Below are 26,603 nucleotides of genomic sequence, written 5' to 3' on the forward strand. Positions count from 1 at the left end.
AAGCCCGGCAAGGTTGGGGGTTGCCGGGCAGAAACTGGATATCTGGGAAAAGTGTTATTTTTTCTTGCCTTGTTTCAGCAAGGTAAAGATGGAAACGGTTACGGCTAATAAAATCAAAAGGTTGGTTTCAACGGCGGACATGCCGTGGGCGCTGGCGTGTACCAGGTTGTATTGGCAGAGGAGAAAAGCTAAACCGAGTAAAAAAACAGATGAAATCTTAGCGTTTTTCATAAAGTTACTCCTGATTGTTACGGCTAAGAAAAGTCAGTTATGATGATGTTGCCCACACCGGCTTTTCTCTTAGGGGCTTTTAGGGCATATTTCAGGCCATATAGACTATTTGCTTGATTTTTATACGTTTCATAAGTGAATGGGATCGGCAGTTGTAAAAATATCGGACAATACGTGACAAATTGTCGATGAGCGCTGTTAAAACAGTCAATTTTTCCCGGGTTTATACCTGTTTGTAACTAAATGTAATCAACAGGTAAAAACTTGTAATTTACCCCTTGGCAAACATTAAGCTTTGTTAGAATAAGTGTCATAAATACCTTTGATTGTCTTGGCTTTCCTGCGTTAGGGTTTATTTATCGTTTCAGGATTGAAACTTATTGTCTGCCGATAGGTCTTTAATAGCTTATTGGTCGTCTTGGCAAGCATAGGGTAGCGGTGATGGCTACTGTTGGAGTAAATGAATGTCTGATAATACTTTGTCAGTGAAAAAAATTTTATTGGTTGAAGATGACCGCCAGTTATCTGGTTTAGTAAGTGAATTTCTTATTTCTGAAGGCTTTGATGTCAAGCAGGAGTACCGGGGGGATGTGGTGGAAAAAACCGTACTCTCATTTGCACCTGATTTGATCCTTTTGGATGTGATGTTGCCGGGTAAGGACGGTTTTAGTCTTTGCCGGGACTTAAGGCCCAATTATACCGGGCCTATTTTGATTTTAACCGCCAAAGGCACTGACTTTGATCAGGTATTAGGCCTGGAAATCGGCGCTGATGATTATGTGATTAAACCGGTTGAACCCAGGGTGCTACTAGCCCGTATCAATGCCTTACTGCGTCGGGGACAGTTTGCGCTTAAACCCCAGGAAAGCTCGGCGGTAAGTTATGGCGGTTTGAGTATTAATAAAGGATCGCGTCAGGTGAGCCTGGACGGTGAAAATATTGTCTGCACCAGCCAGGAATTTGATTTATTATGGCTGCTGGCCAGTAAAGCCGGTGAAGTACAAAACCGTGATTATATATACAAGTCTGTGGTGGGCCGTCCTTATGACGGGTTAGACCGCAGTATTGATGTCAGGATTTCCAGGTTAAGAAAAAAATTACGTGACAGCAATGAAACCCCGTTTAGGATCAAAACCATCTGGGGGCAGGGTTATCTGTTTGTACCCGATGCCTGGGTGTAACTGCTCCGCTGATTTGTCACAAAAGCCGGGCCTGTTGTCAATTAAGCCCGGTATGCCATTCGTTTTACACACTTTTCCGCTAGTTTTCTGCCATGTCCCGGGCTTTGCTTATATTTGAGAATATTTGAGGTTTAAATGAAATTCGGTAGTACTTTTATCAGTCTTTACCTGATGATGATCCTCACCTTTACCGGGGTTTCCTGGGTCTTGGATGAATATTGGGCCCAGGAGCTGGAGCAGGATATTGAGTCTTATACCGGTTATAAATCTGTGCTTTTTGCCCTTGGCGATCTGCTTAACCACAGGCCGCGGGAGCAGTGGCCAATTGTCCTGAGCCAGGCATCGGCTAAGTTGAAATTACCGGTGAATCTGATCGAAAGAAATGCCGATAGCCGCTTTAAACCCGAGCACCAGCAGATGCTGGCCAGCGGTGAAGTGGTGGTCTATTACGAAAGCACCAGTATCCGGCTATATCACTTACTCGGTGATGATACTACCTTGATCACTTTAGGGCCGGTGAAAGTGCCGACCCGGCCAAAACAAAAGGCCTTTATCCGGATCTTTTTCCTGCTGGTTACTGCTGTGGTAATTCTACTCTGGTTATGGCCCTTGTCCCGGGATCTCGATGCCCTGCAAAAATCCACCCGTTTATTCGGTAAAGGCAATCTGGATATTAAAGCGCCGACGGCATTTACCCCCACCATAGCCCCAGTGGTGAAAACCTTTAATATGATGGCTGAACGCATTAAGGCGCTGCTGGCGGAGCAGAAGGAGTTAACTAATGCGGTTTCCCATGAATTAAGAACCCCGCTGGCGCGCACCAAGTTTGCCCTGCAAATGTTGGAAAAATCCGAAGACAGGGAGAAAAGTCGTCAATACATTCGCCAGATCAGCAGTGATGTCACCGAGTTGGATGAACTTATCAATGAAATGCTGGTTTATGCCGCTTTTGAACATGATAAGCCGGTCTTGGATTTTAACGCGCATGCCATTGCCGATATTATCGAGCAGCAGATAGAAAAACACAGCTGTTTTAGCGGTGAGCTTAGTTTTATCAATCAAACGGATGAATTAATGCTGGTTTGTGACCGCCACTTTATCGACCGGGCGATAAACAACTATCTGGTTAACGCGGTGAAATATGGCAACGGAGAAATTTGTGTCCGTTTAACTGCAGATAATGATTATTGCTATATCCGGGTGGAAGACAATGGCGACGGGGTTTCCGATGATTTTAAGTCCCTGGTATTTGATGCCTTTTCCCGGGGAGATGAAAGCCGCAGCCGGGAAACCGGTGGTTTTGGCCTGGGGCTGGCGATCGTCCAAAAAATCATGCTCTGGCATCAGGGCCGGGCCTATGTCGAAGACAGCGACTTAGGCGGTGCGTGCTTCGTGCTTTGTTTGCCGTTAAATCCCCACTGGTAAAGGCAGGATAAAGATTAAAGATGCTCGGCTGATGATGCCGGCAACAATCGACGGTTTAAATGATTACCTTTAACGCCAGCCAGCGCCGTTAATCCATAGCCGGGATAGAGATATTTTCCCGGCGTCTCTTTTGTGTTTTCAATTTTATCGGCAGTTAACCCTTCTTAACCTTGCCTTAACCCCGCACATTTTATACTGGCTGCAGAAGATAAGGTGCCTGGCGTAAGACTGTTTTCTTCGGATTTTTTTGTTTTGAAGTAAACCTGTTGCTCCCTGGCACGTTATTAGCGGTGATAATAACATTAGTGAGAGTAAAATCATGTTGCCTGAGTCTTACCCTGTTAATAAAACGGATACGGATCTATATCTACGCCCGCAAAGTACACTCGGGGCCCTGGCAGGCAAAATGGATAATCATAACACTTGGCAAAAGCCGTTAAAAAAAGTGCTTGTGGTGCAGCAAGATCGGCAATTCTCCCGGATTATTGCCGATATGTTAACCCTTGAAGGTTTTGAGGTTTTACAGGAGTTTCAGGGAGTGCATGTTAAGCGTCAGGTCAATCATTATCAGCCTGATCTGGTGATCCTGGATGTATTATTGCCGGATAATTGCGGCTTGGCTCTGTGCCGGGAATTACGCCGCCAGTATAACGGGCAATTGTTGTTTTTGTCAGCAAAAGCAAGTGATATCGATCAGGTGATCGGTCTGGAGGTAGGTGCAGATGCCTATTTGGCAAGACCCGTGGCCTTAAGGGTGTTGCTGGCAAAAATCAAGGCCATGTTCAGGTGGCAGTACCAGCAGCAAACGGCAATGCCTGCGCAGCAAGTCTCCTGCGGTGAGCTAACCTTGTGCCGGTTATCGCGCCAGGTCAATTTGTACAGTGAGCCAGTTGACCTCACCGGACAGGAGTTTGATTTGTTGTGGCTGCTTGCCAGCCGGGCAGGTGAGGTACAGGACAGGAATGTGATTTACCAATTGGTGGCGGGGCGTGAGTATGACGGCCTGGATCGCAGTATTGATGTCAGGGTGTCCCGGTTAAGGAAAAAGTTGCATGATGACCTGAAAAGGCCGTTTAGGATCAAAACTGTACGTGGTCAGGGTTACCTGTTGGTGCCGGATGCCTGGAATTAGTTTTTTAGGGGAAATTGAATATAATAGCAAACCTGCGCGGCAGCTGGGTTTTCCCCGCAGGCTTTTCCCCCGAAGTGAAATGGAGTAAACCGTGAATAATGTAAAACGCAATATCCTGCTGGTGGAGGACGATCTCGATCTGGCGGCAACTGTGGTTGACTACCTTGAACTGGAAGGGATCAGTTGCGATCATGCGGCAAACGGTGTCCAGGGGCTGGGGCTTATCCAGTCTCAGCGTTATGATATGGTGATTTTGGATGTTAATATGCCGCGCATGGACGGTTTACTGGTTTGCCAGAACATGCGGGAGCAGGGCATAGATACGCCGGTACTGATGCTGACCGCCCGGGATACTTTAGATGATAAACTCGCCGGTTTTAAAGTGGGCTCGGATGATTACCTGGTAAAACCTTTTGCCATGCTGGAGCTGGTGGCGCGTATTCATGTGCTGGCCAACCGCCGAAGCGGGCAAACCACCAGCACTGAGCTTTATGATCTACATATAGATTTTAACCAAAAGACCGCCAAGCGCGGACAAAGGGTTTTGCAGCTCTCACCCACTGGTTGGATATTGTTGGAAACCCTGGTGCGCAAGTCAGGACAAATAGTCACCCGGGATCAGCTATGCCATGCCGTTTGGGGGGATGAATTACCCGACAGCAACAGCTTAAAAGTACATTTATTTAACTTACGCCAGCAAGTCGATGCGCCGGGTGAAAGCAAACTTATTCATACCGTGCCGGGACAGGGGGTCGCTTTGCGGCAACAAGATGAAGATTAAACAAGCGCTGAAAAAAGGCTCTTTGCGTCGTTATGTGTTCAGGGTGGCGATGATCCATGCCCTGATAGTGGTGCTTTGTTATAGTCTGCTGCTGCACTGGTTCTTTATCCGTGGTCTGGACGAGTCCAATTATATGTACATGACCATGGAAGCGCAGAGTTTTTCGAAGAATTATGATGCCGGTTTACAGCCTCAGGTGCCGCGCTCCATTCATTTCAACGGTTACCTGGGCTGGCAACAATTGCCCCCCTGGCTGCAGCAACAATTTTCTTCATTGCAGCAGGTCACTGAGCTAGAAATGCGCAACCTGAAACTAACCAATGACAGCTCGACCCGGGAGCAGGAAGAGGTGGTGGTGTTTATGGTGGCCCAGCCGCTTAAAGACGGCAACATCTTTTATCTGGTGCGCCGCATTACCCTGGAAGATCACAGCGGACAGGTGCGTACCCGGATGATAGAGACGGTATTATTGACCTGGCCGCTGGCGATGGCATTTTTACTGACGATTCTGGCCTCAGTGTATTTTACCCTTAGCCGGCTGACCCGGCCTATGTCGGCTCTGGGCAACTGGAGTGCCGCGTTGACTTTGGATGATGTCAGCAAATCGCCGCCTGATTTTGCCTTTAATGAGCTTAATACCATAGCGCAGCAGCAACAGGATGCTTTTTGCCGCCTGGCGGCCATTCTTGAAAAAGAGCAGGACTTTTTACGCTTTTCCAGCCATGAGCTCAGAACCCCGATTGCCGTGATCAAATCCAATACCGAGCTGCTGACCCGGGTACTGGCGGGGCAAAAAGGCAGCACGTCGCTTGAGCGTATCCAGCGGGCGGTGCTTAATATGCAGCATATGACGGAAACCCTGCTATGGCTAAGCCGCGAGCAGGAAGCAAAAGTGCAGGGGCAAGCGCTGGATTTGAGCGAGATGCTGACTACCCTCAGCGACGATAACCAATACCTGTTGCAGGGGAAAAATGTTGAAGTAAGTTTTGACTGTGATCACAACCTGGTAAAGCTTGCCGAGACCCCTTGTCGTTTGATCCTCAATAACGTTATCCGCAATGCCTTTCAATATACCGCCGAAGGGAATATTGAAATTACCTTGTCGCAGGGACAAGTGGTGATCACTAACGTTAACCACAGCCAGGAGGATATCGACCATCACGGGGCCGATTATGGCTATGGTTTAGGCCTGATGCTGGTGGAGCGAATCGTGGCCAAGATGCACTGGTCTTATCAAAATAGCGAGATCCCGGGGGGAAGAAAAGTCAGTATCGATTTTTCCTGAGGTCATGGTTTGAAGCAGTCATCCGGAGCAATATTTATTTAATTGAAATTATTTCAAAAAAAGCCTCAAGTTTTTTTTTAAACCACCGATAACCTAAGTAATCTAAGTATATGGGTGGTTACTGTGGTAGCAAAGGTCGAAAATAATCTGCTGGTTCATGAGTTACAGTTAGGCGAGCAGCTTGGCGAATGCGTACATAGCGCGCGCCGCTCTGACTTCTCGTTGATGCTGGCCATGCTGACCGAAGATGTGCGCGATCACAGCCAGTTTGCCTTGCCGGTAGTGGAAGACGAACCGCGCGATATCACCACAGAAACCTTAAGAAAAGAATTTCACTTGCCGGATGAAGCGCCGCTGGCACTAAAAAATGACACCCAGATCCAGGACTTCAATCAGGCAGAGCTGGTGCAGGACAATCAGTTGGCAAGTTTACAGCTGCAAAATGCCATCAATCCCAAACCTTTGGCTTTTCGCGATGACAAAAGCCATGTGCCGCACCAGATCATGACCAATACCAGCACCCACTGCCAGAAAAAGCATCAAACCGGTACCGGACAGTTATCACGCATGGCTTTTAATGCCAAAGGCTGGCTCGATGCGGTACAAACCTCAATCGTGAAATCTTCCCTGGTTAACGTCCACAGCATTGCTTAAACTTTTTCTTGCTGCGGCAAGGACAAGGCTCATTGCGCTTAATTTCCCTGACTTCATCAAACTCACTGACATCGCCGTCCAGATAACGCCACTGGCCGTTTTCCAGCACAAAACGCGACGTTTCCGTCATTTTATGGTACTTGTTACCTAACAGGTAATGGGCTGAAAATTTAACCACCGGCAGTTCATCCGCGCTTTGCGGGATGGCTGAGCTGTGATGAATCTCTAAAAACAGCCATTTGGTCATGGCCGCCCACTGGACGATTTCCTCGAGGTTTTGCTGCGCCTGGCTGGCCTTGGCATAAGTACGGTAAATATAATCCGCATCGGCGGTGGCATAGGCGCTATAACGCGAGCGCATCAATTGCTCCGGGCTGTTGGCTGTTTTTTGTCCGGTAATTAAAGGCTGGCAACAAAGGGTATATTCAAGTTCAGAACCGCAGGGACAGAGCATAAAAATAAGGTATGTTAATTATTGGGGCGGCTATATTAACACGTAAAAACGCGCTAAAGCCACGAAACAGGAATTTGGCGTTTAGTTATATGAAATGTCCGGGTTTAGTCTTTTATGTCCGGGAAACATGGTTGATCCGGCACCTGAGTTTTGGGTGCCGGTATTAAGCGAATATAAGCCGGGTTTCAGCAAGAAGCCTTCACAGACTGCCGAACATCTGCTCCTTTAATGCCGCGATTTGCGGGGTTTGCTGGTTAAACATGGCGGAGTATTTGGCATTATTATTAATCACACACATGATTTGGAATAAATCGACGGCAACCACCTCCGGCTCTGCCTGATAATAACTGCCCCAGCTGTTTTGTTCGTTTTGCAGGGCGTCTTTGTCGGCATGACATAAGAAATGCGTTTCGCTGCCGGTAGAATTTAACAAGTCTACCACTTGTTTGGTGCCGGCAAACACCAGATGTGAATAACCGTTTAAGTACAAAGAAACCCCCATGGTTAAAAATAACGAGATGGTAAAGCGCGAGGAGCTGCTGTAGAGGTTGCCGATTTCGGCAATGCTTGAGCGCTTGACGTTATTTTGTTTGAAAAAGGCCAGCTCCTGCACCGGCGTTTTAGTGTATTGCTCGATAAAAAGCGGTGTCCGCGCGCTTCTTATCCCCAGTGCGGCTTTGATATCCCCCTTTCTCTTGATGGTGATTATTGCCGGTAAGAAGTTGTCGATTTGTGCGTTGAACGTCTGCCTGAAGCCTTCGCTGATAAAACGCTCAACCTTATTGCGTTCACTGTTTGCCCGCGTGATCAGCTCGGCGGTAAAGGGCAGGGAGCTGTCTTGGCGTTTCTCATTCCTTTCACCGGTAACTGCTGGTGTGATAGTGATCATATATTGTACTCCGAGGCGTTGCTTGCTTGAGTTCAATATATAAAGTGAATCTTAATGAAATCTTAAGAAAAGGTAAATTTATGCAAAATTGCAGACCATCGGTGAAAATAGCCTGCTTTATCTTGGATACGTCTTTTTTAATAAATGCTCGGCAGGGGTTGTGATAAAGGCCTCTTTTGTTGGCGCGTTAATCATTTTGCCGGAGTGAAAGGAAGTTGTTGTCAGCCTGAGCGGCTTGTTTGCTTGACCTCCCGGTGAACTTTGCAATTTTTGGCTGTGCCTGGCAAGTGTTTTACTTAGCTTGTTGACGGTTTTGCTGATCTCGGTTAATTCCTGTGATAACTGCTCCAGGCGGCTTTCAAGCTCAGCTAACTTATTTTTTTTTGTGGGCTGTTGAAAAGCCGTTGTTAGTTGGCTGGCAATGGCGACCGATTGCCCCGGTGCCGCAGCACCATGGTGTTCGCAAAAAAAGCCGCTATTGGCCAGTAACAGTGCACATAATATGATGACCAGATAAATGTTTATCATTTTTCTTCCCCTCGTTTGTGGCCCTCGGGCCGGTGAGTACGGGTGAGCAGGTCATCCTGATTGACAGTTGTCTTTATACTGATTAATCGATTTCACTTACATTAGTGTGCTGAAGGGGAGAATTGTCTCATAGGTTATGAAAAAAAGTTGCTGACTACGGGGGCACTACAGCTTACGATGATTTCGTCGATGAAAATGTTTCTCTGGATGATAAGTTCAGAGAAAAAGGCACCGACGACAGTGTCAATGCCATGTTTAAAGTTGGTGACTAAAGTGTTGCTATTTAGCCGTTTTTTTCCTTGCGTTAAAATGCAGGCCAAAGAGAGCTAAGGCCAATAAAGCGATGGTGTTTGGCTCAGGAACAGCAGTAGCAACATCAAAACTTGCTACCGCACTACCTAAGGTTTCCAGCGTAGCTGAAGCTAAGTAGAAATCACCCGAAATCGCACTGACATCAAATTCAAGCATACCGTTGAGTAAACTGGCATCGATTAATGACTTGGGAAGGAAAGTTTCATAAGTAAAAAAACCGGTATAACCGGAAGTTTCAACACTGTGATCAAGCGTATATTCCTTGCAGGTAGGCATACAGCTGGCAGGAACAGAATCCCAGTGATGGCCGTATTCATTATGTTGATGCTCATACGCCGTATGTGTTTCCATAAAGCTGGTGCTGGTATTGCCGCTGACAATATTACCGATACTGATGCCTGCGGTTTCAATAATATCTTGCGAGCTATAAGTTAAGTGCTCGTAGTCATGGGCAAACCATGAGGAGCCATAACCGTCGCTACGCAAGTAGGGGTAATCTCCTCTGCTATTATCCAGGTCTCCGCGATCCCAGGGCCGGTCATCATCAAAAAAATAGGTGTCGTCGACAAAAGAAAAAGTTACTTTGGCGTAATCATACACCTGTCCGGTTAAATCAAACTGACCCGAGGTGGTATTGGTTGAGGAGCTTAAGTAAAAATTATCAAGCAGGTTGTCTTCAATAATGCTTGCCTGTGCGGCACTGGTAAAGGCCATAACAGCTGCAAAAGCAAGTAGGCCGGTAAACCGTTTTGTATCCATCATAATATCCTTTTATAAAGTGGTGGTGATATACATCCCCTTACATCACATATTACTTATTGGCACTGTTGCCTTAGCCATCATAAGCAATATTGTATAACTCGGTGACTTCCTTTTTAAACTTCCTGATTCTTGCTACAGCCGGTCACAGCAAAGCATATACCATAAAAAAATAACCTTAAAATACAAAAGACTGCAATTCGTTGTTTGAGCGGGATAGAAAAAGTGTAAATAAATCAGACGCCTGGATATTGATTTACTTAAAGAAATGGCACTTGTGAGAAAAATTACTGCTTAACGCACTGCAGACTGAAAAAGTCATCGAAGTTGCAAGCTTATCTATGCGCAAATGTTATCAAAGGCGTTAAGTCCGGCGTTTCTATTGGTCGCAAAAACAGTCGATTCATCGTACAGCTCTTGCTTTTCTTGTGATTTTTTAATAGCGTTGTCGCCGGTTTTATGGCTTTGTTGAAGTTGATTTGTTTTCTGCATCATTTCTTCAACAAGGTTTTAATAAAGAAAGCATATAATTACGATAAATTATCGAATATACAATATATCATTAGCCTGAAGTGAAGCAGGCAACAAGCTTGGACCCATAACATGAAAAAAAGCATTATCGCCCTTACGTTACTGGCGGCCTTATCCGGTTGCAGCCATGAAGCCAGTCAGCCGAGTAAAACTGCTGATGAAATAAATACTTATAGCCAGGCAGCCATTGATAACGCTGTTGAGACTTATACTCAGCAATTTATTAAGCAGCAGCCGGCATTGGCGACTTCGCTAAACTTGTCATCGGATGTGGCGGGCAACTACCAGGGTACATGGCCGGATTATTCCACTAAAGGCATGCTGGCGATGCAACATAGCATGCGAGATGCGCTAGTTTCATTAAAGGCTTTTGATCTTGATGCCATGTCGGACAAAAACAGCCTGCACCTTGGCGTTAATCAGGTGATTGCTGCTTATTATCAGGGAGATTTGGCTTTTCCCGGCGGTTATATCGATACCTGGGGCGGGCACCTGCCTTATGTCGTCAGTCAAATTTCCGGACCGTTGATCGATATTCCTGCGGTATTGCAGGATCAGCACGGGATAAGCTCGAAAGCCGATGCCCTTAACTATCTGCAACGCTTGGCGGCTTTTGAGCTGTTAGTTGACGCGGTGAAATCTAAAGTGCTGGACGATGCCGGTAAAGGCATCATTTTGCCTAAGGCTTTGTTCCCGAATACCTTAAGTTACCTGGATAACTTTGTCGCGCCCAAAGCGGATGAGCATGGCCTGGTGACGCATTTCGCTAAAAAACTGGATAAGCTTGAGCAACTTAGCGCGCAGGAAAAACAAGCCCTGGTAGTACAGGCGGCAGAAACGGTGGCGACTAAGGTTTACCCGGCTTATCGGGATATCAAACAAACCATGGTAGCACTGCAAAAGCGGGCGCCAAGTGAAGACGGTATCTGGGCCCAGCCTGGCGGGGAAAGTTTCTATCAGCATGAGATCCGTTACCTGGCAGACTCGAACTTATCTGCCGATGAAATCCACCAAATCGGTTTAGATGAAGTGACGCGTATCACCGCGGAAATGGATGCTATTTTAGTGTCCCAGGGCATGAAGCAGGGCAGTGTCGGCGAGCGCCTGATCAAGCTGGTGGATATGCCGCAATTTGTTTATGAAGACTCGGACCAAGGGCGTGCGCAGCTGCTGGCAGATCTGAATAAAGAAATCGATAAGGTGATGGCAAAAGCCCCGGAATTATTTGCCACTATGCCAACCCAGGAAGTGGTGGTTAAGCGTGTACCCGTGGCTTCACAGGCGGGTGCTCCCGGCGGCTCTTATATGCCGCCGGCGCTGGACGGCTCACGTCCCGGGGTCTATTCCATCAACTTAAAGGATATGAAGGCGCAGCCAAGTTTTGGCTTAAAAACCCTGACTTACCATGAAGCGGTGCCCGGACATCATTTTCAGATTTCTTTGAATATGGCGCAAAAAGGTATCGGTATGATGCGGCAGAATGCCCAGTTTAATGCCTTTACCGAAGGCTGGGCCTTGTATTCGGAGCTGGTGGCTTATGAGATGGGCATGTATGAAAACGATCCCTGGGGTAACCTGGGACGCTTGCAGGCGGAAGTTTACCGCGCGGCACGTCTGGTGGTCGATACCGGTCTGCATCATAAACGCTGGAGCAGGGAGCAGGCGATAAGCTATTTCCATAACGCTACCGGTACCGCCATGAGTGATGTTGAAAGTGCCATTGACCGTTATATGGCCTGGCCGGGACAGGCCCTGGGCTATAAATTAGGCATGCTGAAAATTGTTGAACTGCGCGACTGGGCGAAAGCCGAGCTTAAAGAGCTGTTTGATATTAAAGCCTTTCACGATTTAGTGCTGTTACCGGGGGCCCGTCCGCTGACCTTGCTGGAGCAGGATGTTAAACGCTGGGTAAAACAGCAAAAAGCCTGACGCAGCTTTGTGTACTAAAAAGGAATAGCAGAGGTATCACAGGGGAATATTTTCTTTGTTGGTGGCGGAGATACGGGCAAATACCGCCTGGTTTTGCCCGTTAACCGATATTTCGCCGGGAAAAGCTTTTCCCGGCGAAAGCTGAGTGACTCAGCAGCTAAGACATCTTAGTTTTTTCTGTTATTGCTTTTGTCGGCTTTCTGGCCGGTATTGCAAGCACAAATCAGCGGATAGTCAACAGGATCTGTTGCTATGGTGCTGACCCCGAGATAATCCACCAGTACTGATTCTGCGGTGCAAAATGCGCCTTCCACCCAGGCCTGATCGTTGGAAAAGGCAGAGCCGATAATGAAGATGTTTTCATTGCTGTCGCCTGCCATTACCGCCGGTGTCCTGATCCGGTTCATCACATCACAGATATCGTAATGGGCGGCCCAGGCGTGGTAACCGGCGCCAAAGGGGTTGAGGCCCCAGTCCATAAACACGGTTTCCAGCGGCGCCGGGATGGTACCGGCGGCATTGGGATCGCCGTAATGGACTTTGGCCAGTTGCAATAACAGCATTTTTTCCATGGTATCGCTGGCAGTCCCTGCGCCATGCAGCGGCTGGTAATCTCGGCTGAGCGGCGTTTCCCGTCTTTCATTTACCCCCAGCTCCATTTCCTGCCAGAATTTGGTGAAACGCATATCATCGTATGACGCCAACATGCCGTAAACCGGCGATGCCTGGCTTTCGGGGGCATTATCGCCAAAGTAATATACTTGCCGCAGCGGCAGATCGGTAATGGTGGGGCCAAAGGTATTGTTGGCCAGATCTATGCTTGGAGGATAAGTGGCGTTTTCCCACCACTGGCTATCAAAAAACATCGCCACTTTAAAGGAAGGCTGCTCAATTACCGACTGCAGGTAATTTTGTACGTCATTATGGTTAAGGAAGTCATTGATACCGGGTCTGTCTGCCAGGTAGCGGCTGGCGCCGGCTACCAGCTCTAAGGCATTGGGAGACATGGCTAAAAAGGCATAATCTGTGGTGAGCGGTACCCCGGAAGGTTTTTCCGGTGAGAGGGAGGTTGCCAGATGATATTCTGTGCTGCCGTTATTGCTCCAGATGGAATGCAAGCGGATATTCTTGCGCACGGTAAATGCCGCGCCGCTGTCCTGTGCTGCTTCGACACATTTATTATGCAGGGCGACGAATAAGCTGGAAAAACCGCTTGAGAGGGTTTTAAAGCTGCCGCCGGGGGCAAATTCGCCATTGTAAACGGCGGCATTGGCGGCGTTCCAGTTAATGACATTCGAGCTGTAGCCCCCGGCATCGGCGGCGTATTGAAAACCTTCGTTGCCGGCCTGATCGTAAAAGACATTCCAGTAGCCTATATTGCCGGCGGTATCCCCGGGGGAATAGACAAACGAGTTAAACTCGCTGGTTAAGGTGCCAGAGGCATAAAACTGGCATTGCTCGGCCCGGGTGGTTACCGGGTTGCTGCCGGTGATCAGATTGGAAATATTGCCAATTAAGACGCCGGCGGCTTTTTCATTGTTGCCCGGTGTTTTGTACGGGGCAACCGTAGTTTCGGTGTTGCAAAGGTTAGGATCATATTCTCCCACTAAACACTTTTGATAAAAATGCTCGCCCCGTAAAAAGAACAGCGGGTTGTCTGTTGTTTGAAAGTCCACCACGACATTGGTGTCGCCGCTGTCCAGCCCTAATTGGGAGATGGTGGTGGTGACCAGCTGGTGGCCTTCTTTTTTAGCCGGATCCCATTGAATGTAGCGCATACCGCCGACTTCAATATAGGATTTGCCGGTATCGTTTTGATAGTGGTGGGAACAAATCCGTCCCGCCGGCAGTCTGTCGCCGGCACCTTCTGCGCCGTAATCGTAATTGCCCCATTCGATAATTTCAACGGTGTCGCTTGCTGTTGCCTTGCCGCTCGTGAGCAGGCGCCATGCGGTATAAAGTCCTGAGGGGCCGCCGCCAAAAATCGTATATTTAGCCATGTTATTATTCCTTTATTAACCAGTTAATGGAGAAGTTGTCGCGTGAGATGGTGTATTGTCCATAGGTGAAGCTGTCGGTATCCGTTTCCAGCATCTGGCAGATCATATCGCCGAGGATAGGGATAAACTTGGCCGCCCAGCCCGCGGTATAGGTGACTATGCTTTTGTTATTGGCAATATGCTCCGGCATATAGTCAAGCAACAGCTGTTTATTGCTGTCTTGCGCCAGGGCAATTAAGCAGGTATCGGTAAAGTAGGGCGCATCGCTCAGCCCGGTCATATGCTCGCGTACCCATTGCGAGTCCAGCTGCAGACTTTGCTCACTGGGCTCGCTCGGACGGTCATCCGGGTCTGTCAGGATAATGCCGTCATCGGGAAAGTCGGTGGCAACGCGGATATAACCCGGGTTCGACCAGTCCACTTCTGGGAAACCGTAAAACTGGGCGCTCTCAACCGGCTCCTGGAACACAAACCAGGAAGGATACTGGATATCATGCTGAGTTTTTTCAAAATACGCCGACGACATCGGCCAGATGATAATCGGCACTTCCAGCGACAGGGACTCTACCGTGTGATTGACATAAGGCCCGGTGGTAATGGCAAGTTTAGCGGTTTGATAGGCTCCCTTGTCGGTGGTGACGGTGATCACCCCGTTAGCCGCTGAGTCGATGTTGGTGACTTCTTCGAGTTCATGAAAGTCTGCCAGGCCAGAATTAAGCGCCTGATCATACATGACCTGCTCGGTGGCTTTGAGGTTGATGGTACCGCCGCCGGCCTGGAAAAAACCTTCGTAATCCGGCGGCAGGTTTTTAAATTGATATTGCTGCTCTATTTGCGCTGCCGTCAGCGGCGTGTAGGGGATGCCAAGGGCGTCCATGGTGGCCTTGGCTGCATCTATGCCGCCTTCCTGGGAGTTTAATTTTGGATCGCCAAACCATAAGCTGCCGTCATCGCCAAGCAAGGTTTCCTGAGTCAGTTGGTCCAGCTCCCGCCAGAAGCTTTGCGAGGCGATACACAGCTCGGCCATATAATCTTGTGCATATTGCAGGCGAAATTGCCGGGAATGCCCGGCGGAACTGCCCTGGTCATTAAAGTAATTGTTTTTCTCTATGACTAAGGTTTTAAGGCCACGTTTTGTGCCGTGATATGCACAAGAGAGGCCTACGGCGCCACCACCGATAATGATGAGATCGTATTGTGAGTTTTGTTCCACTGTATATCCTTGTTGTTAGTTATTTTTATAGTGGATCTTGGGAGGTTTCTTTGAAGAACTGCTATTAGGGATAAAGCCGGGATTCGCTAATTTATCTGCAAGAGGACATGCCAGATCCTGTATTTATTCCGAGCCCGGGGGTTATTGATGAGGCATGGCTCCTTATTGAGGCTTAGCGCATTTAACAGCTGCACTTTGCATGAAACAAGAAACACCAAACAATAAACCATCAGGAGCTGATTAAAATCGGTGAAGATTTCAGGGCTAAAGCAAAGCACAGCCAGGTGCCAAAACTAACAGGCAAAAAACGCAAACCCGAAACCAATATAGGCGATCTCTTGTGCTGCGTCTATAGCAGAACAAGATGAAGTCGTTTGATTTTTATACTAAAAAGAGACGGGAAAATGGCTTGTATAATTTACAGGTTTGCTAGTCTCTGCGTTAACCGTGTTTTATGGCATTAAAAGTGATATGGCTGCCCGGATGAGTGCTATGGTAGGAGATAAGGTTGTTGCCAATTAAGGTTTGTAAATTGTTCATGATATTTTCATATAAGTGTTCATCCTGGGTCAGATGGGCATTAAATAAGCTGACCCAGGTATTTCTGCCGTTATTTTTCGCCTGATATAAGGCAAGGTCCGCCAGGTTTAAGGTTTGCTGCCAACTTAAGGCATTAAAGCTGTTTTTTATAAAAGGAAAGCAGACCAATCCCATAGAGCAGGTTTTTAGCAATTTTTGCCCGCAACCTAAGTCAAACTCTTTTGACGCTACCTTAGCCCTGAGCCTTTCGGCTAAGCATTGTTGACCTTGCAATGACAGCCCTCTGGTAACAATGACGAACTCTTCACCGCCCCAACGCACCACCCAGTCTTCTTCCCGGCAGTTTTGTTGCAGCATTTTAGTAAAGCCGACAAGTAATTTGTCACCGGCATCATGGCCATAGTTGTCATTGACGGCTTTAAAATGGTCTATGTCTATCATCATGATGCCAAAGTAACCTCTTTTTCCCAGGTGCCGTTTATATTTTCGTTTAAACTGGTTAATTTCCTGGGGCATAAATTTATCCAAAAAGTACCGGTTGTAGGCACCGGTTAGCTGATCGCTCAAAGTGAGCTGTTCTAAAGCGTGTAATGCCTGGCTGAGCTCTTCATTTTTCTGGTGCAGCTCCTGGGTTCTTTCGGCAACTAACTTTTCCAGATGGGTGGAATACTTGAATAATTGCTGCCGCATTTGAAAGGCTTCAACGCCTCTTTTTACCGTGAGGGACAATTCGCCGGGATCGAAAGGCTTGGTCATGAATTTGTAGATTTCAGCCTTGTTAATGGAATCAATGACAACCTGAGTGTCAGAGTATGCGGATAGTATGATGCGAATGGTATCCGGTATTTTATCTGCAACCAGCTCCAGGAACTCAACACCGGACATTTTTGGCATTCTTTGATCGCTGATGATCAGTTGTATTTTGCCGGCATCGTCCATATTGTTGATGATTTTGATGGCTTCATGGCCACTGAGTGCGGTGATGACCTGGAAATCAGCTGCCAATAACTGGCGCATCACATTAAGGTTTTCAGTTTCATCATCAACCAGCATGATCAGGGGCTTTTCCGGAGGGCGGCTTGATTTGGAAGGAATATTTTTCATATCAAAAATAGGCATGCATCACTCCTGCGCCTTATATTACTTGCCTAAGTTATAGGCAGATATATGGATACTTTTGTTCCCTCATCTATAGTATAAGCTACCTTGACAGTACCTCCGTGTGCTTCAATAATGCCGAATGAAATTGCCATGGCCAACCCGGTACGTCGCCGACATCTTTCGTGCTGAAAAACGGGGTAAATATTTTCCTGAGTCACTTCATCCATCCCGCAGCCATTTTCTCTCAAACTCATGATTAACCGATACTTCTTTTCGACTGAGGCGAGGGTAAACTCTCCTGTTCATCGGTTATTTTTATTTACTGGTCGCTATCACCCGGCAAGCATTTACGACAATGTTCATAAATACTTGACTAAGTTTGTCAGGAAAGCAAGTTAACAAGGGGAAGGAAAAATCTTATTTTATGGTGGTGTCATTTTCCAGGTAGCTGACCAGCTTAATGGTTGATTTTATTAAACCAGCTTATTGGATAGTCTCTGGTTTGCATACTGAGCCGTGGTGAGAGTAAATGCCTGCATAAATAATGGAGTATGTTTAAACCTTAAGCTGCTTTGGCATTAATGATGTTCTGTAGGCAATGGCATTATTTTCAACTAAGGTTTTTAAGTTGGCCATGATATTGTCATAGAAGTCATCATGGTAGTTGATTTCTCTTTCAAACAAACTAACCCAGGCATTTCTGCCGTTGTTTTTGGCCAGGTATAAGGCAATATCCGCCAGGTTTAAGGTTTGCTGCCAACTTAAGGCGTCAAATTGATTTTTGATAAAAGGAAAAGACACTATCCCCATGGAGCAGGTTCTTAATATACGTTGCTCGCATCCCAAATCAAATTCATGTAATTCAACGTTTTGCCTGATCCTTTCTGCCAGCTGATGCAGCCCCTCGAAAGAGAGTCCGCGGGCAATTACCACAAATTCTTCGCCGCCCCAGCGCACTATCCAATCGGATGTCCTGCAAGTGGCTTTGAGAATTTGGCTAAAGCTGATAAGGACTTGGTCTCCTGCATCATGGCCATAGGTATCGTTGACCTGTTTAAAATAGTCGATATCGATCATCATCATGCCAAAGTAACCATCATCCTTGGGGTGTAGCTGATGCTCTCGCCTGAACTTTGTCAGCTCCTGCGGCATTAATTTTTGCAGGAAGTGTCTGTTGTGGCTGCCGGTTAATTGATCATTGAGACTACGCTTTTCCAAGGTGTTTAATGCCTGAACCAGCTCCCGATTTTTCCTTTTTAGTTCTTCTGTTCTTTCAATGACTAACTTTTCTAAATGACTGGAATAGGCCAGTAGTTTTTGCCGCATTTGAAAGGCTTCAACGCCTCTTGTTACCGTTAACAACAGTTCAACAGGATCAAAAGGTTTGGTGATAAATTTATATATATTAGCCTTGTTGACCGAGTCGATAATGACTTGAGTGTCAGAGAATGCGGTTAAAATGATACGTATGGTATCCGGTATTTTATCGGAGACTTTCTCTAAGAATTCAACGCCGGTCATTTTCGGCATTCTTTGGTCGCTGATGACCAGCTGGATTTTACCCGGATCTGCCATGTTATCTATGATATCAATCGCTTCACAGCCATTGAGTCCGGTGATGATTTGAAAGTTAGCGGCTAATAACTGGCTGAGGACATTAATGTTTTCAATTTCATCATCCACCAGCATGATCAGGGGTTTTTCGCGGGTATCGTCTGTTCTTTCCTGTACATTTTTGATATCAAAAACCGCCATGGGCAACTCCCGTGCCATTAAATATTATGCTTCATCTAACGGCAAATAAATGGATATGTCTGTTCCCTCATCAACACTAGAAGCGACCTTGATCGTACCTCCGTGTTCTTCAATAATGCCGAACGATATTGCCATGCCTAACCCGGTACCGCTGCCGACATCTTTGGTGGTGAAAAACGGGTCAAATATTTTCTTCTGAGTCATTTCATCCATGCCGCAGCCATTGTCTTGAAAGGTTAGCTTTAGCTGATGATAATCCTCGTTTAAGGTGATGGTTAATTTCCCTGCTAAATTGCTATTTTTACGTGTATTTGTTTCTATCGCCTGGCAAGCGTTGACAGCAATGTTCATAAATACTTGACTAAGTTTTGCCGGAAAGCAAGTTATTAGCGGGTCACGAATAAAGTTTGTTGTTATGTCTATTTCAGTATATTGGGTGCTGACCAGGTTAATGGTTGATTTAATTAAGGTAGACAGGTAAGTCTGTTCTTTTTGGGTGTCATCGAGGCGGGAAAATGATCTGAGATCACTGACGATCACTTTAATACGTTTCGTTCCCTCTCTGGCGGTATTGGTTAATTCAATTAATTTGGTAAATTTATTCTCAAGGGCTGCTATTACCTCGGGGTCGGCATCATCGCCGCCGGCGAGCTGCTTTAAAAAGGCCTTTATTTCTTTTATTTCATCCTGCATCAGATACACCGCGGCATAGGCAAAGTTATTGGGGTTGTTGATCTCGTGTGCGACGCCCGCCGTTAATGTGCCGATAGAGGCCAATTTTTCCGACTGCACCAGCTGTTGCTGGGTAGATTTCAGCTCAGAGTGCTGGCTGGCTAATTTTTGAAAGGCTTCGATGAGCTCGCCGCTGCGTTCATTGATTTTGCGCTCCAGTCCCTGGTTCATTTCTATTTTTTCAATTGTTAATGATAAAAAATGTGCCAGGGTATCAATGAAGGCCAGATACTCCTCACTGAGCACCGAAGTGTCTATATCCTGTATTGAGATCACGCCCCGTAACTCCTCCCCCTGGCGGACAATCAAATCAAGCTGGGTGTCTGTTAAACAGTACCCTGTTTCCGGCTGGATATCTGTGGGTAAGGTGGGGTTTTCGGAAAGTGTTTTGTTGAACAGCAACTCGCTGCTGTTCATGGTATTGACTTGAGCCAGGTCGTCATCAAGGGGCTCGGCAGTGGATGACGGACAGAATGAGATAAAAACTTCCTTATCGCCGGTATCAATATCCTGATAGACGATGTTGATTTTTGGAAAATGGCTGAAAGGAATTTCCTGCAGCAGGGTATTGGTGGTGAGCAGCATTGCCGATTTTTTATCACTGACTTCACCTAGTGCCTTGGTATTTTCTAATATGGTGGTTAACCTGTGATTGGAAAGTTTGAGCTCGGTTGATAAATTTGATAACTCTTCATTACGCGCCGTTAATTGCCGTGCTTTGTCGACTATCTCCTGTTTGGCGCCGTTTAATTTCCCGATCATGGCATTAAAGGCTTCTTCTAATATTTTCAGTTCATTGCGCCCCTTAGTGTCGATAACAATTTCTAAATTATCCAGTTTGTCTAAATCGATTTGCTGTGTGGCCTCGGTTAATGACGCCAGGGGGCGGCTCAGTAGTTTTCTTGAAATGATCAGGAACAAAACCCATAAGGCGATGGTTTTAATAATGGCGTTAATGATGATATAGAAGAAGCCCCATTTGACTTTTTCAACGACAACGCCGGAGCTTGAGTAGATGGTGGCCTGGCCCAGAGTGACGGTTTCTCCTTTATTAATATGTTTTATTGAAAATGAATGCTGAAATAATCCGGAGAAATGGGAATAACCCAAAACCGGCTGTTGGTTCCCCTTTGAATCGAAGTCGATAATTTGTCCATTTTTATTGATGATGCGTCCTTTACCTGAAATGTTTCCCCATTCATCTTCGATCTTGATGCCTTCAACATCCGGGGATTCAACCATGCCTAAAAAGACCGGTTGCAGCTGTTCGGTATTATAGTCCCATAATGCTTTAGCGAGCCCGGGTGCAAAGGTATTGCCGATCACCTGCAATTCATTTTTCACTTTTTCTTTCGTGTCGGAAAATTCCACATAGATATGGGCAAGGGTTACGGCAATCGTCAGCACAAGATAGAAGGAAAAGACAACTTTAAGCAGATGTGTTGCGATAGAGTCTTTGACGTCAACCAGGGATGGAGGTCTCATACCGCCTCCTCATAAATTGAAATGGACATTCAACTTAAAACCTTTATTCGTCACCTCTATAATCCACCGCATGTTATAACCGGATGTTCTTTTTTATGGCGGTGAAAAAGATCGCCATATCCGTGTTTTTTTACTTTAAGTAACAGTATAACTTTAGTTTCACTTTTTATCTGGCATCACTAAATGCAATGTTATCGGTCATTTGCTTGAAATATTGCTAATTTTGGCCAAAACCTGAGTGATATTGCGCTTGCATGATTTGCTCTGAGCTTACCGTTGTTATTAAATCTAGTTGTAGTCATAGGAGAAACTTAAGCCAAAAGTTCTTGGCCTGTTAGTGGTAATGCGGGTGACAAAATCCTGGTTGTTGATAAATAGATCGGCACGTTTATCGGTTAAATTATCTCCATAGAATTTCACCGACCAGTTATCTTTTTTCACACCGAGGGAAAAATTAATGATGGTATAGCTGCTTTGACGCTTTCGCTCCTGGGAAACAACTGAGCTCCATGACTTGCCGGCATACTGGAGGCCAAGCTGCCAGTTGGCCTCATATTCCCCCTGCTGCCAATAATAATTAGTACGGATATTGGCTTGTATTTTAGGGGTTAAGGGTAACTCACTGCCGGTAGGGGCTATTTCTATGATGCGCGCTTTGACATCGGTCAGCTCGGTATGGTTATAGGATAAGGCGCTGTTAACGGTTAAATTTTCATTGATATCCCAGGCCAGGTCCATTTCGACGCCAAATATTTCGGCATTGGCGGCATTTTCAATAAAAGTCAGCCGGGAGACATTGATGGGATCAAAACGGGAGACCTGCATATTCTCCCATTCGATAAAGTAGATATTGCCGTTAAAGAGCAGTTGGCGCTCTAATAATAAGGTTTTCCAGCCAAGCTCATAGTTATAGACATCATCAGATTCATAGGTGAGGTTAATGTCGGGAAAGTCCGGGTTAAAGGAGCTGAATCCCCCGGTGCGGTTGAAACCGCCGGGCCTGAATCCTTCGGCATAGGTGAGGTAATAAAGGCTGTTTTTGTCTCTTTGGTAACTTAAACTGATTTTAGGAATGATACCGTCGGCTTCAAGGGGCTCTTCACTGTGTCCGCCGGAGACATCATAGTCGCGTCCGCGATCGGTATTTTGAGAGCCCTGGAAGATGCCGTCGCCAAAATTACTGGAACCGGTAAAATCAGATTCAATATCATACCAGCGCAGCCCCAGGGTCAGACTAAGCTGCTGTGAAAAGTTATATTTGAGTTCGCCAAACAGTGCCATTTGCTCTTCTGTGCGGGTGATATCATTAAAAAAGGTGATATTGGCGGCGCGGGTATCGTCATTGATATTATTTGCGGCGGCTATCGGTGCATTCGGGGCAAAGCCGAGTTCGGTCGCTGCGGCATACCACCATTCGTCCTGGGTTTTTATTTCAAAATCATCATAGAAAATGCCGGCGATGGCGCTTAATGTCTCCTTGGGATCTGTGGCAACCCTGAATTCATGGGTGAACCTGCGATGTTCTTGTATACCGATAAAACCTTTGGTCGGATCTTTACATTCGCGCACCGGGGTAATGACGTCGGGAGAAATGCCATAAGTCGCGATATAATCCGGGTTGGTATAGGTACAAGTGTAATAGGCAATAAAGGCGCCTGAGTTATTATAACTGGTAAAATCTGATGATTGATCTATATCCCTGTCCAGGTAGGCACCGGTATAGAGTAACTCTAGGCGGTTAAGCCTGCCTTCAAGTGTCCATGAGGTTTGTGAAAACTCATCTTCTAAATTATCCGGATAAAAGCGTGCCACTTCAAGATCGCCAATTTCGGGATCGTAATCAAAGACACCGTCAGCATCAATTTTTTGCCCGGCATGTTGCAGCAGCAACTGCCAGTTGTCATTAATGGTATAATTGAGTCCCAACCTGAACCCGGTATAAGCGCTGGAGTTAAAATCATCTTCAACAAACGCCTGGTTGTTGACGGTTTCAAAGGTTGAGTTGTCCGGTACATTGGCAGCTGAATCAGGGTTAATTGACGGGTCTAAGGTAAATTCGCCATAAACATTATCTATATAACCGCCCCGGTTGACGTTATAAAGGGCTGCTCTTAGCGCCAACTGCTCGTTGACCGGCAGGTTGAGATAACCTTCAATGGAGTTGCTGCTCTCTCCCTTGTGGGTATCGGTAAGTGAGGCATTAAAGCCGGCGGAAAAATCATCAAAAACCGGTTTGTTGGTGATATAGCGGATAGTGCCTGCCTGCGAGCTGGCGCCAAACAAGGTTCCTTGCGGGCCCGGTAAGACTTCAATGCGCGAGATATCGGTGGCGTAAACATCCATATTACGTCCCGGCGCCGTGACCGGTTGCTCATCAATATATAAGGCGACATTTGGCATCACCCCCTGGGCGCCGGAAATCCTGAAGACGATAGGCTGGATGGCCATGCCCCGGATAAAGATATCTGCTTGTCCCGGACCGCGCCCCCCTAAGGTGACGTTGGGCATATAATTGACAAAATCGTCAAAGTTACCGATATTTTGCGCTTTTAATGCTTCGCCGCTCATCGCATGTACCGCGATAGGGGTCTCTTGGATATTCTGTCTACGTTTGCTTGCGGTGACGATAATCGTTTCAATTTCATCATCATCGGCCTGGGAAGAGGTTTGCGTTGATTCTTGGGCTAGGGAGTGGCTGACAACACCTGTGGCGAGTGCATATAAAATAGCCTGGCAAACCAGGTTTCTTTTAAACATAGTGACTTACCTAATGTGTTTGCTATGTGGCTAACAGCCTGTAGTCCTGATATTTTCCCTGCTGTTTGAGCTTACCTTATACCAATGCAAAACGTTGGAAAATTGTGATAAGTATAGTCGCTTTATGTGAAAACAAATGAGCTGGTGCAATGCATTGATTTTTCAATCTTAAGCCTGAGGTCTTATTTTTTCGTTATCCGCTTAATATTGGTAAATCAGTGCTTTTCCGCTAGCGGTATGAAGCATCTGCTGATTTTTATTTTGGCATGCCTGGTCTCCGCTATGCTCTTGATGTGTTTAATTGCCAGCTTTTTACCTACAATTGAATTAACTGGGTGAAAACCATGTTATGGCCAGGTGAATAAGCGCATGAAGCATACAACAAGTTTGTTGCTCCTGTGGTTGCTATTAGTTTCGCTTAGCGCTGCTAAAGGCTTCACACAGGAAACTATTCGTATTGCGACCGGGGAGTATCCGCCATTTTTTTCTGAAAATGCCAAAAATTATGGACAAGTTCTTCATCTTGTCAGTGAGGCATTTGCGCAAATGAATATTAAAGTGGAATATGGCTTTTTTCCCTGGAGCAGGAGTTTAGAGCTGGCCAAACATAATAACTGGGATGCTGCTTGCTGCTGGGCTAAAAACCGTGCGAAGCAACAATACTTTTATTTTTCGGATGTTGTTAATTCAGCTGAGATTGTCTTTTTTCATTTAAAAAGTTATCCGTTCGATTGGCACAGTTATGATGATTTAACCGGCATAGAGATAGGGGCTACGGTTCGATATAATTATGGTGGAGTATTTATTGATGCCGATAACGCGGGTAAGCTGTCGCTAGAAATTGCGGCAACAGATGAAATAAATTTTCGGAAGTTATTAGGCGGGAGAATAAAAATTTTTCCCATTAGCCGCAAGGTCGGGTATACACTACTAGCCGATTTATTTAATGCCGAAGAAACTGATTTGGTCACTCACCATCCTAAAGTACTTGTTAGTAATATTACCAGGTTGCTGATACCCAAGAAAAACCCTAAAAGCCAATATTTCGTTGACATGTTCAATAAAGGGTTAAAGATGCTTAAAGCAAGCGGCGAGTATGAACAACATTTCACAGAAGCTAAGTCTGATGACTATATCAGTAAATAAAACAGAGGTAAGTGTTCAGGCAAACAGGAGTTGTTTGAGTGTATTACAATAAAGGTGATGATGAAAATACAGCGCCTGTTTCTTGGTTTGTTATTGGCTATATCTGCGGCTTTTAATTGTTTGGCACAAGAAACCATTCGTATCACGACCGGAGAATACCCGCCATATTATTCTCAAAAGTTCGCAAATTATGGACCCATCCCAGATATTGTGAGCCAGGCTTTTGCTCAAGTCGATATTAAGGTTGAATTTGGTTTTTTCCCCTGGAGCAGAAGTTTGGAACTGGCCAAAAGTAATCATTGGGATGCCAGCTGTTGCTGGTTTGATAGAGCAGAGTGGCATGAGTATTTTAATTCTTCAGACGTGCTGACATCACGAGATAAAATATTCTTTCATTTAAAAAGCTATCCGTTTGACTGGCAATCTTATGAGGATTTAAAAGGTATCAAAATAGGTGCTACCGCCAGGCATGGCTATGGAGAAAAATTTGCTGCGGCAAATAAAGCAGGCAAATTATTGATAGAAGATGCGCCGACTAATGCCATGAATTTAAAAAAGCTATTTGTCGGTCGCATCAAGATTTTTCCAATTGAGCGTCTGGTGGGATATCAATTATTAGCCGATTTATTTACACCCGAAGAAATTCAGTTGTTCACCCATCATCCTAAAGTGCTCTTTTCCGGTCGGGTAAAACTGCTGATATCTAAGAAAAACCCCAAGGGTCAATACCTTATGAAAAAGTTTAATCAGGGCTTAAAAATACTAAAAGAAAGTGGCGAATATGAGCAACTTTTTCTTAAAGCACAATATGGGGGAAATAAGCAATAAAGGGGGAAATAGCGCTGTAGGGCTGGTGTATTACAATAACTAGTATGATGAAAAAGTTATTGCAGTCACTTTGTTTGTTCATTGCGCCTATAGGATCTTTTAGTTGCCTCGCTCAGGAAGTTATTCGCATTGCGACCGGAGAATTTCCGCCATATTATTCTCAGCGTTATGAAAATTACGGACCGACCCCTGCCATTGTCGTTCAGGCATTCGCTCATGTGAATATCAAAGTAGAATTTGGCTTTTTTCCCTGGAACAGGAGCCTGGAGCTGGCTAAAAACAATATTTGGGACGCTACTTGCTGTTGGTTTGAGACGCCGGGCTGGGAGACGGATTTTTATTACTCGGATGCTGTGAGATCAAGAGAAAAAATATTCTTTCATCTAAAAAGCTATCCGTTTAAATGGCAATCCTTTGATGATTTAAAAGGCATAAGGATAGGGACTACGGTTAAATACTCTTACGGAGCCGCATTTGATGCGGCAAATAAAGCGGGAAAATTACTGATAGAACCAGCACCGACGAATGAAATGAACTTAAAGAAATTACTGGTCGGGCGCATTGATATCTTTCCCATTGATCGTTTGATGGGATATCAATTATTAGCCGACCTCTTTACACCTGAAAAAATTCAGTTGATTACCCACCATCCGAAAATTCTTTTCTCCGACAGTGTGAGGCTGTTGGTATCGAAAAAGAACCCCAAAAATCAATATTTCATTGATAAGTTTAATCTGGGCTTAAAAAGGCTGAAAGAAAGTGCTGACTATGAGCCTTTTTTTATAAGGGAACAGCAAGATAAAAAAATTAATCAGTGAAAGCTGGCTACCAGGAGGCTAAAACGCGATAAGCAGGGGCTAAATATAAACGGTATTTTCCCCAAACGCCTGGAAGCATATCTCGAATCCATAAATAAGGGCTTAGCCGGTACAGAATAAGTTTTAGTATATTAGAA

General features: G+C 45.8%; 21 protein-coding genes. 10 read left to right on the forward strand and 11 right to left on the reverse strand.

The window, feature by feature from the left end:
• Window positions 1–54 precede the first annotated feature (54 nt).
• Window positions 55–231, reverse strand: a complete 177-nt coding sequence (locus QL234_RS07090; RefSeq protein ID WP_160298245.1) for a hypothetical protein — start codon at window positions 229–231, stop codon at window positions 55–57.
• A 485-nt stretch (window positions 232–716) separates the two neighbouring features.
• Between QL234_RS07090 and QL234_RS07095 the strand changes: the two genes are divergently transcribed.
• From QL234_RS07095 to QL234_RS07120, 6 genes are all read left to right on the forward strand, one after another.
• Window positions 717–1,412 (forward strand): response regulator, encoded by a 696-nt coding sequence (locus QL234_RS07095; protein ID WP_044831760.1) that lies wholly within the window; start codon window positions 717–719, stop codon window positions 1,410–1,412.
• A 135-nt stretch (window positions 1,413–1,547) separates the two neighbouring features.
• Complete coding sequence (locus tag QL234_RS07100; protein WP_281557142.1) at window positions 1,548–2,837, forward strand: ATP-binding protein; 1,290 nt, start codon at window positions 1,548–1,550, stop codon at window positions 2,835–2,837.
• 406 nt (window positions 2,838–3,243) lie between these two features.
• Window positions 3,244–3,969, forward strand: a complete 726-nt coding sequence (locus QL234_RS07105) for a winged helix-turn-helix domain-containing protein (protein ID WP_281557143.1) — start codon at window positions 3,244–3,246, stop codon at window positions 3,967–3,969.
• Window positions 3,970–4,060: 91 nt separating this feature from the next.
• Window positions 4,061–4,750: a response regulator transcription factor gene (locus tag QL234_RS07110; protein WP_281557144.1), complete on the forward strand. Its 690-nt coding sequence runs from the start codon at window positions 4,061–4,063 to the stop codon at window positions 4,748–4,750.
• Window positions 4,740–6,035, forward strand: coding sequence for a HAMP domain-containing sensor histidine kinase (locus QL234_RS07115; RefSeq protein WP_281557145.1), 1,296 nt, complete (start codon window positions 4,740–4,742; stop codon window positions 6,033–6,035). Before QL234_RS07110 ends, QL234_RS07115 begins: the two co-directional genes overlap by 11 nt.
• A 123-nt stretch (window positions 6,036–6,158) precedes the next feature.
• Window positions 6,159–6,689 (forward strand): VC2046/SO_2500 family protein, encoded by a 531-nt coding sequence (locus tag QL234_RS07120; protein ID WP_281557146.1) that lies wholly within the window; start codon window positions 6,159–6,161, stop codon window positions 6,687–6,689.
• On the opposite strand, the gene QL234_RS07125 is transcribed toward QL234_RS07120, so the two are convergent.
• The 4 genes from QL234_RS07125 to QL234_RS07140 all read right to left on the reverse strand — a co-directional run bounded on the left by QL234_RS07125 (window position 6,667) and on the right by QL234_RS07140 (window position 9,634).
• The gene (locus QL234_RS07125; RefSeq protein ID WP_281557147.1) at window positions 6,667–7,143 is read right to left on the reverse strand and encodes a YchJ family protein; all 477 of its coding nucleotides are present in this window, start codon (window positions 7,141–7,143) and stop codon (window positions 6,667–6,669) included. The genes QL234_RS07120 and QL234_RS07125 overlap by 23 nt on opposite strands.
• Window positions 7,144–7,342: 199 nt before the next feature.
• Complete coding sequence (locus tag QL234_RS07130) at window positions 7,343–8,032, reverse strand: thermostable hemolysin (RefSeq protein WP_281557148.1); 690 nt, start codon at window positions 8,030–8,032, stop codon at window positions 7,343–7,345.
• A gap of 117 nt (window positions 8,033–8,149) precedes the next feature.
• On the reverse strand, window positions 8,150–8,560 hold the full coding sequence (locus QL234_RS07135) for a hypothetical protein (protein WP_281557149.1): 411 nt from the start codon (window positions 8,558–8,560) through the stop codon (window positions 8,150–8,152).
• A gap of 279 nt (window positions 8,561–8,839) precedes the next feature.
• Entirely contained in the window at window positions 8,840–9,634 is a 795-nt protein-coding gene (locus QL234_RS07140) for a PEP-CTERM sorting domain-containing protein (RefSeq protein WP_281557150.1), read from the reverse strand.
• A 600-nt stretch (window positions 9,635–10,234) separates the two neighbouring features.
• On the opposite strand from QL234_RS07140, the gene QL234_RS07145 reads away from it, so the two are divergent.
• A complete protein-coding gene (locus tag QL234_RS07145) occupies window positions 10,235–12,091 on the forward strand; it encodes a DUF885 family protein (protein ID WP_281557151.1) in 1,857 nt (618 codons plus the stop codon).
• Between the two features lie 167 nt (window positions 12,092–12,258).
• Here QL234_RS07145 and QL234_RS07150 read toward each other — a convergent pair whose 3' ends face one another.
• The 6 genes from QL234_RS07150 to QL234_RS07175 all read right to left on the reverse strand — a co-directional run bounded on the left by QL234_RS07150 (window position 12,259) and on the right by QL234_RS07175 (window position 23,674).
• Complete coding sequence (locus tag QL234_RS07150; RefSeq protein WP_281557152.1) at window positions 12,259–14,091, reverse strand: hypothetical protein; 1,833 nt, start codon at window positions 14,089–14,091, stop codon at window positions 12,259–12,261.
• 4 nt (window positions 14,092–14,095) lie between these two features.
• Window positions 14,096–15,304 carry an FAD-dependent oxidoreductase gene (locus tag QL234_RS07155; RefSeq protein ID WP_281557153.1) on the reverse strand — a complete coding sequence of 403 codons (1,209 nt, stop codon included), beginning with the start codon at window positions 15,302–15,304 and terminating at the stop codon, window positions 14,096–14,098.
• 441 nt (window positions 15,305–15,745) lie between these two features.
• Window positions 15,746–16,963: a diguanylate cyclase gene (locus QL234_RS07160; RefSeq protein ID WP_281557154.1), complete on the reverse strand. Its 1,218-nt coding sequence runs from the start codon at window positions 16,961–16,963 to the stop codon at window positions 15,746–15,748.
• A 537-nt stretch (window positions 16,964–17,500) separates the two neighbouring features.
• Entirely contained in the window at window positions 17,501–18,700 is a 1,200-nt protein-coding gene (locus QL234_RS07165) for a diguanylate cyclase (protein WP_281557155.1), read from the reverse strand.
• 24 nt (window positions 18,701–18,724) lie between these two features.
• Entirely contained in the window at window positions 18,725–20,917 is a 2,193-nt protein-coding gene (locus QL234_RS07170; RefSeq protein ID WP_281557156.1) for an ATP-binding protein, read from the reverse strand.
• A 288-nt stretch (window positions 20,918–21,205) separates the two neighbouring features.
• Window positions 21,206–23,674, reverse strand: a complete 2,469-nt coding sequence (locus tag QL234_RS07175; protein ID WP_281557157.1) for a TonB-dependent receptor — start codon at window positions 23,672–23,674, stop codon at window positions 21,206–21,208.
• 369 nt (window positions 23,675–24,043) lie between these two features.
• On the opposite strand from QL234_RS07175, the gene QL234_RS07180 reads away from it, so the two are divergent.
• Genes QL234_RS07180 through QL234_RS07190 form a run of 3 tightly spaced genes read left to right on the forward strand, consistent with a single transcriptional unit; the run spans window position 24,044 to window position 26,466 of the window.
• A complete protein-coding gene (locus QL234_RS07180) occupies window positions 24,044–24,820 on the forward strand; it encodes a transporter substrate-binding domain-containing protein (RefSeq protein ID WP_281557158.1) in 777 nt (258 codons plus the stop codon).
• A gap of 57 nt (window positions 24,821–24,877) precedes the next feature.
• A complete protein-coding gene (locus QL234_RS07185; protein ID WP_281557159.1) occupies window positions 24,878–25,648 on the forward strand; it encodes a transporter substrate-binding domain-containing protein in 771 nt (256 codons plus the stop codon).
• A gap of 44 nt (window positions 25,649–25,692) precedes the next feature.
• Entirely contained in the window at window positions 25,693–26,466 is a 774-nt protein-coding gene (locus tag QL234_RS07190) for an ABC transporter substrate-binding protein (RefSeq protein ID WP_281557160.1), read from the forward strand.
• Window positions 26,467–26,603: the final 137 nt, after the last annotated feature.

The sequence above is a fragment of the Thalassomonas sp. RHCl1 genome (assembly GCF_947387555.1).
Taxonomy (GTDB): Bacteria; Pseudomonadota; Gammaproteobacteria; order Enterobacterales; family Alteromonadaceae; genus Thalassomonas.

Excerpts from the sequence above, each read along its gene's own strand:
- QL234_RS07165 (WP_281557155.1), bottom strand. The coding sequence starts at position 18,700 with ATGGCGGTTTTTGATATCAAAAATGTACAGGAAAGAACAGACGATACC.
- QL234_RS07190 (WP_281557160.1), top strand. The coding sequence starts at position 25,693 with ATGATGAAAAAGTTATTGCAGTCACTTTGTTTGTTCATTGCGCCTATA.
- QL234_RS07175 (WP_281557157.1), bottom strand. The coding sequence starts at position 23,674 with ATGTTTAAAAGAAACCTGGTTTGCCAGGCTATTTTATATGCACTCGCC.
- QL234_RS07125 (WP_281557147.1), bottom strand. The coding sequence starts at position 7,143 with ATGCTCTGTCCCTGCGGTTCTGAACTTGAATATACCCTTTGTTGCCAG.
- QL234_RS07160 (WP_281557154.1), bottom strand. The coding sequence starts at position 16,963 with ATGCCTATTTTTGATATGAAAAATATTCCTTCCAAATCAAGCCGCCCT.
- QL234_RS07090 (WP_160298245.1), bottom strand. The coding sequence starts at position 231 with ATGAAAAACGCTAAGATTTCATCTGTTTTTTTACTCGGTTTAGCTTTT.
- QL234_RS07185 (WP_281557159.1), top strand. The coding sequence starts at position 24,878 with ATGATGAAAATACAGCGCCTGTTTCTTGGTTTGTTATTGGCTATATCT.
- QL234_RS07145 (WP_281557151.1), top strand. The coding sequence starts at position 10,235 with ATGAAAAAAAGCATTATCGCCCTTACGTTACTGGCGGCCTTATCCGGT.
- QL234_RS07115 (WP_281557145.1), top strand. The coding sequence starts at position 4,740 with ATGAAGATTAAACAAGCGCTGAAAAAAGGCTCTTTGCGTCGTTATGTG.
- QL234_RS07140 (WP_281557150.1), bottom strand. The coding sequence starts at position 9,634 with ATGATGGATACAAAACGGTTTACCGGCCTACTTGCTTTTGCAGCTGTT.
- QL234_RS07180 (WP_281557158.1), top strand. The coding sequence starts at position 24,044 with ATGAAGCATACAACAAGTTTGTTGCTCCTGTGGTTGCTATTAGTTTCG.
- QL234_RS07150 (WP_281557152.1), bottom strand. The coding sequence starts at position 14,091 with ATGGCTAAATATACGATTTTTGGCGGCGGCCCCTCAGGACTTTATACC.
- QL234_RS07100 (WP_281557142.1), top strand. The coding sequence starts at position 1,548 with ATGAAATTCGGTAGTACTTTTATCAGTCTTTACCTGATGATGATCCTC.
- QL234_RS07170 (WP_281557156.1), bottom strand. The coding sequence starts at position 20,917 with ATGAGACCTCCATCCCTGGTTGACGTCAAAGACTCTATCGCAACACAT.
- QL234_RS07130 (WP_281557148.1), bottom strand. The coding sequence starts at position 8,032 with ATGATCACTATCACACCAGCAGTTACCGGTGAAAGGAATGAGAAACGC.
- QL234_RS07135 (WP_281557149.1), bottom strand. The coding sequence starts at position 8,560 with ATGATAAACATTTATCTGGTCATCATATTATGTGCACTGTTACTGGCC.
- QL234_RS07105 (WP_281557143.1), top strand. The coding sequence starts at position 3,244 with ATGGATAATCATAACACTTGGCAAAAGCCGTTAAAAAAAGTGCTTGTG.